General features: G+C 66.7%; 14 protein-coding genes. 7 read left to right on the top strand and 7 right to left on the bottom strand.

The features are described from left to right. Positions 1 to 17: 17 nt before the first annotated feature. The 3 genes from BUR94_RS08900 to BUR94_RS08890 are packed head-to-tail and all read right to left on the bottom strand — an operon-like array spanning position 18 to position 2,148. A complete protein-coding gene (locus BUR94_RS08900; RefSeq protein WP_074255908.1) occupies positions 18 to 911 on the bottom strand; it encodes a TPM domain-containing protein in 894 nt (297 codons plus the stop codon). 42 nt (positions 912 to 953) lie between these two features. After that, the gene (locus BUR94_RS08895; RefSeq protein ID WP_074255907.1) at positions 954 to 1,304 is read right to left on the bottom strand and encodes an MmcQ/YjbR family DNA-binding protein; all 351 of its coding nucleotides are present in this window, start codon (positions 1,302 to 1,304) and stop codon (positions 954 to 956) included. A gap of 19 nt (positions 1,305 to 1,323) precedes the next feature. Beyond that, complete coding sequence (locus BUR94_RS08890) at positions 1,324 to 2,148, bottom strand: isocitrate lyase/PEP mutase family protein (protein ID WP_074255906.1); 825 nt, start codon at positions 2,146 to 2,148, stop codon at positions 1,324 to 1,326. Positions 2,149 to 2,361: 213 nt separating this feature from the next. Here BUR94_RS08890 and cysS point away from each other — a divergent pair, with 213 nt between their 5' ends. From cysS to BUR94_RS08875, 3 genes are read left to right on the top strand one after another with little or no spacing between them, the layout of a single operon-like run. After that, entirely contained in the window at positions 2,362 to 3,726 is a 1,365-nt protein-coding gene (cysS, locus tag BUR94_RS08885) for a cysteine--tRNA ligase (protein WP_074255905.1), read from the top strand. Further along, positions 3,723 to 5,354, top strand: coding sequence for a citramalate synthase (cimA, locus tag BUR94_RS08880; protein WP_074255904.1), 1,632 nt, complete (start codon positions 3,723 to 3,725; stop codon positions 5,352 to 5,354). Before cysS ends, cimA begins: the two co-directional genes overlap by 4 nt. A 10-nt stretch (positions 5,355 to 5,364) precedes the next feature. Then, the gene (locus BUR94_RS08875; protein WP_074255903.1) at positions 5,365 to 6,141 is read left to right on the top strand and encodes a squalene/phytoene synthase family protein; all 777 of its coding nucleotides are present in this window, start codon (positions 5,365 to 5,367) and stop codon (positions 6,139 to 6,141) included. 34 nt (positions 6,142 to 6,175) lie between these two features. On the opposite strand, the gene grxD is transcribed toward BUR94_RS08875, so the two are convergent. The 4 genes from grxD to serS are packed head-to-tail and all read right to left on the bottom strand — an operon-like array spanning position 6,176 to position 8,338. Next, positions 6,176 to 6,535 (bottom strand): Grx4 family monothiol glutaredoxin, encoded by a 360-nt coding sequence (gene grxD / locus BUR94_RS08870; RefSeq protein WP_074257648.1) that lies wholly within the window; start codon positions 6,533 to 6,535, stop codon positions 6,176 to 6,178. Between the two features lie 5 nt (positions 6,536 to 6,540). Beyond that, on the bottom strand, positions 6,541 to 6,741 hold the full coding sequence (locus tag BUR94_RS08865) for a hypothetical protein (protein ID WP_074255902.1): 201 nt from the start codon (positions 6,739 to 6,741) through the stop codon (positions 6,541 to 6,543). A 10-nt stretch (positions 6,742 to 6,751) separates the two neighbouring features. Further along, entirely contained in the window at positions 6,752 to 6,985 is a 234-nt protein-coding gene (locus BUR94_RS08860) for a BolA/IbaG family iron-sulfur metabolism protein (RefSeq protein ID WP_074255901.1), read from the bottom strand. 60 nt (positions 6,986 to 7,045) lie between these two features. Next, a complete protein-coding gene (gene serS / locus BUR94_RS08855; RefSeq protein WP_074255900.1) occupies positions 7,046 to 8,338 on the bottom strand; it encodes a serine--tRNA ligase in 1,293 nt (430 codons plus the stop codon). 377 nt (positions 8,339 to 8,715) lie between these two features. Between serS and yajC the strand changes: the two genes are divergently transcribed. Genes yajC through BUR94_RS08835 form a run of 4 tightly spaced genes read left to right on the top strand, consistent with a single transcriptional unit; the run spans position 8,716 to position 12,433 of the window. After that, entirely contained in the window at positions 8,716 to 9,006 is a 291-nt protein-coding gene (gene yajC / locus BUR94_RS08850) for a preprotein translocase subunit YajC (RefSeq protein ID WP_074255899.1), read from the top strand. A 32-nt stretch (positions 9,007 to 9,038) separates the two neighbouring features. Beyond that, positions 9,039 to 10,712 carry a protein translocase subunit SecD gene (gene secD, locus BUR94_RS08845; protein ID WP_074255898.1) on the top strand — a complete coding sequence of 558 codons (1,674 nt, stop codon included), beginning with the start codon at positions 9,039 to 9,041 and terminating at the stop codon, positions 10,710 to 10,712. A gap of 4 nt (positions 10,713 to 10,716) precedes the next feature. Continuing rightward, positions 10,717 to 11,691 (top strand): protein translocase subunit SecF, encoded by a 975-nt coding sequence (secF, locus tag BUR94_RS08840; RefSeq protein ID WP_074255897.1) that lies wholly within the window; start codon positions 10,717 to 10,719, stop codon positions 11,689 to 11,691. Then, the gene (locus tag BUR94_RS08835) at positions 11,684 to 12,433 is read left to right on the top strand and encodes a sulfite exporter TauE/SafE family protein (RefSeq protein ID WP_074255896.1); all 750 of its coding nucleotides are present in this window, start codon (positions 11,684 to 11,686) and stop codon (positions 12,431 to 12,433) included. The genes secF and BUR94_RS08835 overlap by 8 nt, the downstream gene beginning before the upstream one ends. Positions 12,434 to 12,509: the final 76 nt, after the last annotated feature.

The raw sequence follows: 12,509 nt of genomic DNA, 5'->3' as shown, positions 1-12,509 counted from the left end.
GGGCGCGGCCGGCGCGCCTACCACTTGCCTGATGCGCCACCGCCCTCGGATTTGCCTCCGCCCGTCTTGGTGGTGGAGGACGGCTTGCTCTTTCGGGCGATGGTGTATTTCTCCGTCGAGCTATGGCCGCAGGCGCCGCAGGTGGTGGTTTTCTCGCCGATCCCGGTTGAGGTTTCGGTGGGCTGCTGGATCGTCCGGCTGCTGATCTCGACCTGCCCCTTGGCCCCGCAGGATGCGCAGACCCGGTTGGCCTTTGCGCGCTTGGCCCCGAAGACAACGAGGCCGATCACCCCGGCGATGACGGCGCCGATGATGCCGAGGGTCAGGCCGCCGCCGCCCTTCTCTTCATCCCCCGTTGCCGCGGCATCTCCACCCGAGGCTGCGGCGGGCGTTGCATAGGGGGTGGCGATGCGGGTGATGGCGGCTTTGCTGCCCTCCACCACGCCATCGCCGTAACGATCCTCGCGGAAAGCGGGCAGCATGACCTCGTCGATGATGCGCGCGGCCTCATTGTCGTAGCTGCCCTGCAAGCCGGTCCCCAGTTCGATCCTGACCTCGCGATCGGCGCGCGCGAGAAACACCAGGATGCCGTCGCCCCTGGCCTCGTCGCCAAGGCTCCAGCTGTTGAACAACCCGGTGACAAAGCTCTCGAGCGAGTCGAAACCGCCATAGTCGGCCGTCGACATCACGGTCACCACCGCCATCTCGACCCCGGTATCGGCCTTCATCTCGCGCAAGGCCTCGGCGAGATCCGCCTCCTGCGCGTCCGACAGCACGCCCGCATCGTCAAGCAGGTAGCTCGACGGCAGGTCCGGATAGCTTTGGGCGCGCGCGCTCGCGGGCAGAAAGGTGAGCGCGAGGACGGCCAGAAGAAATTGGGCGGGGCGAAATGCGCGGATCAAAAACGTCATAGCCGGGATTTGGCCACGAGGGGCCGAGTCGGGCAAGGTTTTTCAGGCGGTGAAGGGGGCGAGGGCGGCCTGAGCCTTCTTCGTCAATCCGGCGCGAATGAGGGCGTAGCTCGTTCGTAGCCGTTCTTCCACCTCAGCATCGGAAACGATGCCCCAGGGCAGCAGAACCCAGCTGCGGTGAAAGTAGGGCGCCTTCTCGGCGCGTCCGGCCTCGATCACCAACTGCGCGGTTTCGATGCTGTCGGTCTTCACGCTCACGCCCTGGCCCATGGCCCCGATGCAGGCAAACATCTTGCCGCCCACCTTCCAGGCGTCATGCCCTCCGCCCCAGGGGTCCGAAACAGTCGCCCCCGGAAGGGCTGCGCAGATCGTGTTCACGCTGGCTCTGTCCATGATCCTCTGTGCTCCCGTGTCAGCCTCTTGGCACGCCCTTGTCGATCAGCGCCTGGATCTGCGCGCCCGAGACCGAATGGGCGAGCGGGGTGAAATCCCCGGCGTTCAGCATGGCCTGCGCCGCATCGAGGATCGCCCGGTGGGTCACCCGTGCCAGTGCAGCGCCCAGCGACACGCGCGCCACGCCCGCTTTCGCGAAATCGGAGAGCGTGGCGGCGGTGAAGGCGCCGGCGGCCAGTGCGTTCACGGGCTTGGTGGTAGCGGCGCAAATGCGGGCGAGATCTTGAAGCGTGGGTGGCAGGGGCACATAGAGGGCATCGGCTCCCGCGGCATCGAAGCTGGCGACACGGGCGAGGGCCTCCTCCATGCCGTAGACTCCGTTCAAGACGCCGTCGGCCCGCGCGACGAAGACGAAGTCACGCCGAAGAGCACGGGCCGCCGCCGCCCCGGCCCGCATCCGCTCCGTTGCCAGTTCGGCAGGGTAGGGCTGGTTCGAAGGGTAGGAGATGTCTTCCACGCAGATCCCGGCCAGTCCGACCTCGGCGGCAAGGCGCACGGTTTCGGCCACCGTGTCGGGATCGTCGCCGAATCCGTTCTCGAAATCGCCCTGCACCGGAAGGTCGGTGGCGGCAACGATCTGCTCTGCATGGGCCAGCGCGTCGTCGCGGCTGATCGCGCCCATGTCGCGGCTGCCCTGCACGAAGGCCAGTGCGGCGGAAGAGGTGGCCAGTGCTCTGGCGCCCAGCCCGGCGAGCATCCGGGCCGAGCCTACGTCCCATACATTGGCGAGAATGAAGGGGTCGCCCGGCACATGCAGCGCGCGGTAGGTTTCGAACTTGTCCATGGGTGCCTCCCTTTGACACCAAGGCTGACCCGGCTTGCGGCGCGGGACAAGAGGCTTGGCAGGCTGCGCGGGCGGTGCTACTGACAGCTCATGACCCGCGCCGAGATCATCAACATCTGCTGCATTCCCTGCTGACATCAGTCACGCGGGCCCGGTCTCTTTTATCATCCAGACGAAGTTGCTAAAGCCCGCGGGTAGCCCCGAGGAGCCCTCATGGACATTCATCTGCACAACACGAAGACCCGGAAGAAAGAGCTTCTGGTCCCGGTCACGCCGGGGCGGGTGGGCATGTATGTCTGTGGCCCGACGGTCTACGACCGGGCGCATATCGGCAATGCCCGGCCCGTCATCGTCTTCGACGTGCTGTTTCGGCTGCTGCGGCATGTCTACGGGCCGGTGAACGTGCGCTACGTGCGCAATTTCACCGATGTCGATGACAAGATCATCGCGCGGGCAGAGGAGTCGGGCCGGGAAATCGGTCAGATCACGTCCGAAACAACCCAATGGTATCTCGAGGACATGGCCGCGGTGGGCGCGCTGGAGCCCACGGACATGCCCCGCGCCACCGAGTGGATCGCCGCGATGGTGGAGATGATCGAGGGGCTGATATCGGGCGGGCATGCTTACGAGGCCGAGGGGCACGTGCTGTTCCGGGTGCGAAGCTACGAGGCCTATGGTGCGCTCTCGGGCCGCTCGGTGGACGACATGATCGCAGGCGCGCGGGTCGAAGTGGCACCCTACAAGGAAGACCCGATGGACTTTGTGCTGTGGAAGCCTGCCAAGGCGGGCGAGCCGGGGTGGGCCTCGCCCTGGGGCAAGGGCCGCCCGGGGTGGCACATCGAGTGCTCGGCCATGGCGCACGGGATCCTCGGCGAGAGCTTCGACATTCATGGCGGGGGCAACGACCTGATGTTTCCGCACCACGAGAACGAGATCGCGCAGAGCTGCTGCGCGCACCCGGACGGGCAGTTTGCGCGGATCTGGATGCACAACGAGATGCTCCAGGTCGAGGGCAAGAAGATGTCGAAGAGCCTGGGGAATTTCTTTACCGTCAGGGACTTGCTGGACCAGGGCGTGCCGGGCGAGGTGATCCGGTTCGTGTTTCTGGGGACGCATTACCGCAAGCCGATGGACTGGACCGAGAAGAAGCGGGGCGAGGCGGAGGCGGTGCTGCGGAAGTGGCGTGTGATGGTGGTTGGCGTCACGCCGGGCGAGGTGCCGCGCGCTGTGCTCGCGGCCTTGGCCGACGACCTGAACACGCCCGGCGTGGTTGCAGAGATGCACCGGCTCGCGGGCGAGGGCGATGCCGCCGGGCTGTTGGCCGCGGGTCGACTCATGGGCGTGCTGACAGACGAGCTGGCCGGCTGGGAGACGGTCTCGACGGTGGATCTTTCGGGCTACGCCCGGCAGCTCGCGGCACTGCGGGAGGCGGCGATGCAGAGCAAGGACTTCTCTGCTGTGGATGCTTTCAAATCGGCTTTGACCGAGGCAGGCGTGGAAGTGAAGATGAGCAAGCAAGGTGTTGATCTGGAGGCGAAACCGGGTTTCGACGCTGCCAAGCTGGAGGCGTTGATATGACCGAACGCCTCTATCTCTACGACACCACCCTCCGGGACGGGCAGCAGACCCAGGGCGTGCAGTTTTCGCTCGCCGAGAAGCAGGAGATCGCGGCGCTTCTCGACGGCCTCGGGGTCGACCATATCGAGGGTGGCTGGCCGGGGGCGAACCCGACCGACAGCGCCTTCTTCGAGGCCAGGCCGAAACTCCGCGCCACCTTCACAGCCTTCGGCATGACCAAGCGGGCCGGGCGCAGCGCCGAGAACGACGAGGTGCTGGCCGGCGTGCTCAACGCGGACACGCCGTCGGTCTGCCTGGTCGGCAAGACCCATGATTTTCACGTCACCGACGCGCTCGAGATCACGCTCGAGGAGAACGTGGAGAACATCCGCGCCTCGGTGGCGCATATCATGGCAAAGGGCAGAGAGGCGCTGTTTGATGCCGAGCACTTCTTCGATGGCTACAGTGCCAACCCCGACTATGCGTTGAGTTGCCTCAAGGCGGCGCTCGATGCCGGTGCGCGCTGGGTCGTCCTTTGCGACACCAACGGGGGCACCCTACCTGGCGAGATTTACGAAATCGTAAAGGACGTGATCGACAGCGGCGTGCCGGGCGATCACCTCGGCATTCACACCCACAATGATACCGGCAACGCGGTGGCTGGCAGCCTGGCGGCCGTTGATGCCGGTGTCCGGCAGATCCAGGGCACGCTGAACGGCTTGGGGGAACGCTGCGGCAACGCGAGCCTCACCACGCTGATCCCGATCCTGCTGCTGAAGGAGCCCTACGCCAGCACCTATGAGACCGGCGTGAGCCGGGAGAGCCTTGCGCAGATGACCTTCATCAGTCGCAAGCTCGACGACATTCTGAACCGCGTGCCCATGCGGGCGGCGCCCTTTGTCGGGGCTTCGGCCTTTGCCCACAAGGCGGGGCTGCATGCTTCCGCGATCCTGAAGAACCCCGCGACCTACGAGCACATCGCGCCGGAACTGGTGGGCAACATGCGGGTGATCCCGATGAGCAACCAGGCGGGCACCTCGAACCTCAAGAAGCGGCTGGCCGAGGCCGGGCTGGAGGCCGACAAGGCCCAGCTGAGCGCCATCCTGAACACCATCAAGGAGCGGGAATCGCAGGGCTTTTCCTATGACACGGCGCAGGCGAGCTTCGAGGTGCTGGCGCGGCGGGAGCTTGGGCTCTTGCCCGACTACTTCGACGTGGAGCGCTACCGAGTGATCTCGGAGCGCCGCCGCAACGCGCGCGGGCAGATCGTGGTGGAGAGCGAGGCGGTGGTGGCCGTGACGCTGCCGGGCGGAAAGCTGGTGACCAACTACTACAAGAACGAGCACCCTGAAGAGATGCAGGATGCGGGGCCGGTCAACGCGCTCTGGCACGCCTTGATCGACGATCTCGGCCCCTACCAGGGCCGGATCGACGACATGCGCCTGGTGGACTTCAAGGTGCGGATCACCAATGGCGGCACCGAGGCGGTGACGCGGGTCATCATCGACAGCGAGGATGACGCCGGGCGGCGGTGGAGCACCGTCGGTGTCAGCGCCAATATCGTCGATGCGAGCTTCGGCGCATTGATCGACGCGGTGACCTGGAAGCTGGTTCAGACGGGGGCCGAGTTGCGTCGGTCGGGCGTGTGAGGCGCGGTCGATGAGCCTTCAGGCCTGCGCAGATCTGGTTGCCCGCGCGGGGCGGGAGAGCTTTGCCGCGATCATGGCGGCGCCGGTCGACGCGCGCAGGATCCTCTTTCCGGTTCAGGCCTTTGCACTGGAATTGGCGCGGGCGCCCTGGGCCAGCCAGGAACCGATGATTGCGCAGATGCGATTGCAGTTCTGGCGCGACGTGCTGGAGGAGGCCGCAACGGGCAAGGCGCGGGCGCATGAGGTGGCCGCGCCCCTGGCCACCGCGGTGGCCGAGGGGGTGCCGGTGGCGCCTCTGCTGGCCTGCGTCGATGCCCGCGAGTGGGACGTGGGGCGGGAACCGTTTGCCGATGAGGCGGCGTTCTGGGGCTACCTCGATGCAACGGGCGGTGGGCTGGTCTGGGCCGCGGCGGCGGCCTTGGGAGCCGGTCCCGACGCCGAAGAGGGCTTGCGCGCCTGGGGGCGGGGCGCTGCCCTGGCGCGCTATCTGCAAGCCGTGCCCGAGCTTGAGAGCCGGGGTCGGCTGCCGCTGGTGGACGGTCGGCCGGAAGCTGTGAAAGCCATTGCGGAAGAAGGGCTTGCGGCCATGACTTCAGGTTCGCAATGGCGCGGGAGGCTGAGTGCCTTGGCGTCGTCGCCGATGCTGCTCGGCGCGATGGCGCCGGTGCTGCTGCGCAAGGCCATCAACGCCCCGGGCCGTGTGGCCGACGGGGCGCTGGAGTTGAGCGAGTTCCGCAAGCGCTTTCGCTTGATGCGGATGGCCGCGACGCCGCAATGGCGCATGTAGCTTCGAACCGCAAGCGCTTGGGATCAAACATGACTCAGGCGTTAGCTTCGCGGATCTTGTCGGCGGCGTCCTTGTCGTAGGCGACACCGTTCTGCTCGAAGAGCGTGTCGAGTTCGCCGGAGAGGGTCATCTCGGTTATGATGTCGCAACCGCCCACGAATTCACCCTTCACGTAGAGCTGCGGGATCGTCGGCCAGTCGGAATAATCCTTGATGCCCTGACGAATTTCCTCGTCGGCCAGCACGTTCACGTCCTGGTACTCGACGCCCATGAAATTGAGAACGCCGGCTACTCGGGAGGAGAAGCCGCATTGGGGCATCTCCTTGGTGCCTTTCATGTAGAGCACCACATCATGTGCCTTCACGGTTTCGGCGATCTTGTCTTGTGCGGTCATCACGGTCACTCCCGGAGATTTCTGGTTCTGGATCGGGCGGCGCCATAACTGGGGCGGCGCTGCGGGGTGTCGGTTTCGGGCTCCTGGGGAGCCTCGTCGGGATCCGGGTCGGGGTTGATCCGGTGTTTCTTGCGGCGGCTCATGCTGGCGCGGAGGACGGCAACGCCGACGATGAACCCCAGGAAAAGGATCAGCGCCGGGTCCATCGCGGCGGCCTCAGGGCGCCCGGGTGGTCAACGCCAGCGCGTGCAGCTCGCCGGCGGGGCCATCCATCTTGCCCTTGAGCGCGGCATAGACGGCCCGCTGCTGCTGGACACGGTTCATACCGCGGAAGCTTTCGTCGATCACTTCCGCGGCAAAATGCTGGCCGTCATTCCCCTCGACGGAGATCGTTGCGTCAGGGAACGATTCACGGAGGAGGTTCTCGATGTCTTGCGCGTCGATGGCCATATGCAGTCCCTTGTTTCGTCGCACCAGATGTAGGGCCCGCAGAGCGGGGGAGCAAGGGGATCAGGCAAGGGTTCCGTCGCGCGTCAGCGTGGTCAGGCCGCCAGTATAGGCGTGCAGCACGGAAGGCAGGGTTACCGTGCCGTCCTGCTGCTGGCCGTTCTCGAGCACCGCGATCAGCGCGCGGCCCACGGCGAGGCCGGAGCCGTTGAGCGTGTGGACGAACTCGGGCTTGCCGCCGCCCTCGGGGCGGAAGCGGGCGTTCATCCGGCGGGCCTGGAAATCGCCGCAGTTGGAGACCGAGGAGATCTCGCGGTAGGTGTTCTGCCCCGGCAGCCAGACCTCGAGATCGTGGGTGCGGCGTGCGCCGAAGCCGGTGTCGCCCGAGCAGAGCACGACGGTTCTGTAAGGCAATTCAAGGGCTTCCAGAACGGCCTGGGCGCAGTTGGTCATCCGGGTCTGCTCGGCGGCCGAAGCGTCGGGGTGCACGATCGAGACCATCTCGACCTTCTCGAACTGGTGCTGGCGGAGCATGCCGGCGGTGTCGCGGCCCGCGCTGCCCGCTTCGGAGCGGAAGCAGAGCGAATGGGCGGTGTAGCGGCGCGGCAGATAGCTCTCGGCGATGAGGCAATCGGCCACGATGTTGGTCAGCGTCACCTCGGAGGTGGGGATCAGCCAGTAGCCCTCGCGGGTCTGGTAGCTGTCTTCGCCGAACTTGGGCAGCTGGCCGGTGCCGAGCATGGTTTCCTCGCGCACCAGGACCGGGCCGTTGACCTCGGTGAGCCCGTGCTGGGTGATGTGCAAATCGAGCATGAACTGGGACAAGGCCCTGTGAATACGGGCAATTCCGCCGCTCATCAGCACGAAGCGCGAGCCCGAGAGCTTGGCGGCGGTCTCGAAGTCCATCGCCTCCTTCGCGCCGGGCAGCTCGTAATGCTCAAGCGGCGCGAAGGCGAAATCGCGGGGCGTGCCCCAGCGGTGGATCTCGACGTTCTGGGTTTCGTCGGCGCCGTCGGGCACGTCGTCCTGCAACAGGTTGGGCAGGCCCATCAGGATCTCGCGCAGCTCGGCGTCCTTGCTCTTGGACTCCTCCTCGAGGCGGGCGATTTCGTCTTTCTTTTCAGCGACAAGGGCGCGGAGGCGCTCGAACTCGGCCTCGTTGCCGGCGGCCTTGGCGGCCCCGACGTCCCTGGAGGCCGCGTTGCGCTCGGCCTGGGCGGCCTCGGCGGCGGTGATGGCGGCGCGGCGGGCCTCGTCGAGAGCGAGGATGGGGGCGGAGGCCGAAGAGATCCCGCGCCGCGCCATGGCGGCGTCGAAGCCGGCGGGATTTTCGCGGATGGTGCGGATATCGTGCATCTCTGAGGTCCTGTCGTTGCTGGCGCGGGCCTACCAGACCCACCGTGCGGAGGGGTTAACAAGGCGGTGTTTGTTAGTGAAGCATTAATCGTCACAACCCATGCACAACCCATGCACAACCCATACATACGCGGTTTACGCACCGATGCGGGGGGTTAACCGGGCGGGCTGTGCGCTGGGGCAGGGTGGGTGGCCGCGCCGGCCCGGCGGACCCGGTGGGGGGCGCGACACAATCACCCCTTCCTCTGGCGTTCCGGTCAAATCGTCCTTATCTGCCGCCTCACGCGCTTGCATCGCCCCATGACGGGCCATAGGGTGCGCGCCGAAACGCCCGCCCCTCGTGCGGGGACAGGAAACAAGAAAAACAAGGAGCCTCCATGCAGGGCTTTGAATCCATCGTGCCGCTGATCCTGATCTTCGGGATCATGTACTTTCTCCTCATCCGTCCGCAGCAGAAGAAGCTGAAGCAGCACCAGGCCATGGTTGCCGCGCTCCGCCGGGGGGACCAGATCATCACCCAGGGCGGGATCGTCGGCAAGGTCGTGAAGGTGCGCGACGAGAACGAGGTCGAGGTGGAAATCGCCGAGGGCGTGAAGGTGCGGGTCGTGAAATCGACCGTCGCCCAGGTGCTCAGCAAGACCGAACCGGCGGCTGACGCACAGTCGTAACAGGCGCGGCGCGCTAGCTCGGCGGGGGGCTCATGCTTCAAATCTCCTTTTTCAATCGCCTGGTGATCTGGGTGCTCGTGGCCGCGGGTCTGCTGGCGGCGATGCCCAATGTCTTTTACGGCCGGGTCGAGACCCACAATGACGCGGTGGCGGCGATCGAGACGGGCGGGGCCACGCCGGAGCTGGAGGCCGATGCGGCCAAGTGGCCGGGCTATCTGCCCAACAACCTGGTGAACCTGGGCCTCGACCTGCGGGGCGGGGCGCATCTGCTGGGCCGGGTCCGGGTGGAAGAGGTCTATGCCGAACGGATGACGGCCATGTGGCCCGAGGTGCGCGATGCGCTGCGCGACCTGCGCGGCACGGTCGGCACCATTCGCCGGGTCGAGGGGCCGGAAGACCAGCTGCGCGTGCGGATCCAGAACGCCGACCAGATGGCGGCGGCGATTGCCGAGGTTGAGGGGCTGGCGCGGCAGGTGGTTTCGCTCTCCCATCCCGGTGCGACCGATATCACCGTCACCGCCGAGGGCGACATCCTGGTGGTTCAGCTCTCGGAGGCCGAGCGCGAGCTTTCGGATGCACGCACGGTGCAGCAGAGCCTCGAGATCATCCGCCGCCGGGTCGACGAGGTGGGCACGCGGGAGCCGACGATCCAGCGGCAGGGCGCGGACCGGATCATCATCCAGGTGCCGGGCATCGGCTCGGCGCAGGAGCTGAAGGACCTGATCGGGACCACGGCCAAGCTGACCTTCCACCCGGTCGTGCAGCGGGTGTCCTCGTCCGACGCGGGGGCCGATGCCACGGGCCGGACGATCACCCTGCCCAGTGCCGACCCCGACGAGCAGGGCGTGTTCTACGTGTTGGAGGAGACGCCGGTGGTGACCGGCGAGGAGCTGACCGACGCGCAGCCCGACTTCGACCAGAACGGCCAGCCTGCGGTGAACTTCCGGTTCAATGCCTCGGGCGCGCGCAAGTTCGGCGACTACACCGCCGAGAACATCGGCAGCCCCTTCGCCATCGTGCTCGACGACGAGGTGATCTCGGCGCCGGTGATCCGCAGCCACATTCCGGGCGGGACCGGGATCATCACCGGCAACTTCTCGGTGCAGGAGAGCAGCGACCTCGCGGTGCTGCTGCGTGCGGGCGCGCTGCCGGCGGGCATGGATTTTCTGCAGGAGCGGACGATCGGGCCGGAGCTTGGTGCCGACAGCATCCGGGCCGGCACCATCGCCTGCGCGGTGGCCTTTACGGCGGTGCTGATCTTCATGGTGCTGAGCTACGGGCTCTTCGGGGTGTTCGCCAATATCGCGCTCATGATCAACGTGGGCCTGATCTTTGGCCTGCTCAGCACCATCGGGGCGACGCTGACGCTGCCCGGCATCGCCGGGATCGTGCTGACCATCGGCATGGCGGTCGATGCCAACGTGCTGGTCTTCGAGCGGATCCGCGAGGAGCTGAAGACGGCCAAGGGGCCGAGCCGGGCGATCTCGCTCGGCTACGAGAAGGCGCTCTCGGCCATCATCGACGCCAACATCACCACCTTCATCACCGCGACCATTCTCTTTGTCATGGGCTCGGGGCCGGTGCGCGGCTTCTCGGTGACGCTGGCGCTGGGGATCATCACGAGCGTCTTCACCGCGATCTACGTGACGCGGCTGATGATCGTGACATGGTTCGAACGGGCGCGGCCCAAGACGATCGAGGTATGATCCGATGCGTTTGAGACTGGTTCCCGAGACGACCAACATCAACTTCTTCGCGGCGCGGAAGGTGACCTTCGGGGCCTCGATGGTGCTTATGGTGCTGTCGGTCGTGGCCTGGCTGACCATGGGCTTGAACTTCGGCATCGACTTTCAGGGCGGCACGACGATCCGGACCGAGAGCAGCCAGCCGGTGGACGTGGGCGCCTATCGCGACGCGTTGCAGCCGCTCAACCTGGGCGACGTGGCGATCAGCGAGGTGTTCGACCCGACCTTCGCCGCCGACGAGCATGTGGCCATGCTGCGGATCCAGGCGCAGGAGGGGGCGGAGAGCGCCGACGAGCAGATGATCGCGGATGTGGAGGCGGCCCTGAAGGGGGTGGACGAGAGCATCACCTTCACCTCCGTCGAGAGCGTGGGCCCCAAGGTGAGCGGAGAGCTGGTGCAGAGCGCGATCCTGGCCGTGCTGGCCTCGCTGGGCGCGATCATGGTGTATATCTGGTTGCGCTTCGAGTGGCAGTTCAGCCTGGGCGCCGTGGTTGCGCTGTTCCACGACGTGCTGCTGACCATCGGGATCTTCGCGGTGTTCCAGATCCGCTTCGACCTGGCCACCATCGCGGCGCTGCTGACCATCGTGGGCTACTCGATCAACGACACGGTGGTGATCTTCGACCGGGTGCGGGAGAACCTCATCAAGTACAAGAAGATGGCCTTGCAGGACGTGATGAACGTCAGCGTGAACGAGACCCTGAGCCGGACGGTGATGACCTCGGGCACCACGCTCATTGCGCTCATCGCGTTGCTGGTGCTGGGCGGTGACGTGATCCGGGGCTTTGTCTTCGCGATCACCTGGGGCGTGGTCGTGGGCACCTATTCGTCGGTCTATGTGGCCAAGAACATCGTGCTGATGCTGGGCACCAAGCGCGACTGGTCGAAGCCTTCGGACGGCGGGCCGGGCGGCACGCAGTTTTCCACTTCGGATGCCTGACCCGCTCCTCGCGGCGCTGGCGGTGCCCGGGGTGGTCTGGGTGCTGGTGGCGGCGGGGGCGGCGGGGCTGGCCTATGGCTTTGCGGGCTTCGGCGCGGCGCTGATCTTCATGCCGGTGGCCGCCGCCCGTGTCGGGCCGGTGGAGGCGGTGACGCTGGAGGCCTGCATGGGGCTGGCCTCGGTGGTCACGGTGCTGCCGCGGGCGCTGAAGCTGGCCGACACCCGCGACACCGGGATCCTGCTCGCCGCCTCGCTCATCGGCCTGCCTGTGGGCGTGTGGCTGTTGAAGGTCGCGGACCCGGAGGCGATGCGCTGGGGCATCTGCGCGGTGGCCGCCGCAACGCTCTGTGCGCTGGTCGCGGGCTGGCGGCGGAAGACCCGGGACAGCGCGGGCGCCCTGCTCGGCGTGGGCGCGGCCTCGGGGGTGCTTGGCGGGGCGACCGGGCTGACCGGGCCGGTGATGATCCTCTTCAAGCTCTCGGGCAAGGCGAGCGCGGCGGAGGTGCGGGCCTCGACGATCGCGTTTCTGACCCTGCTGTCGATGCTGCTTCTGCCGATGCTCTGGGTGCAGGGGCTGATCCGGGCCGAGGCGCTCTGGCTCGCGGTCCTGGTGGTGCCGGTCTACGCGGTTGGGGCGCTGACCGGGCAGGCGCTGTTTCGGCCGCAGAACGAGGCGCTCTATCGCCGCGTGGCCTATGGGCTCATCGGCCTCGCGGTGGCGATGAGCCTGCCGGTGTGGTGAGAGAGGGTGCGAGTGCGGGGATCGGCGAGGGGGATTGCGGGATGACGAGGCTCGGGATGGTGGGGTTCACCCACCC

Source organism: Vannielia litorea (assembly GCF_900142295.1).
Classification (GTDB): domain Bacteria; phylum Pseudomonadota; class Alphaproteobacteria; order Rhodobacterales; family Rhodobacteraceae; genus Vannielia; species Vannielia litorea.
The sequence above is the reverse complement of the archived record's forward strand: the minus strand, read 5'-3'. Positions and strand labels throughout refer to the sequence as shown.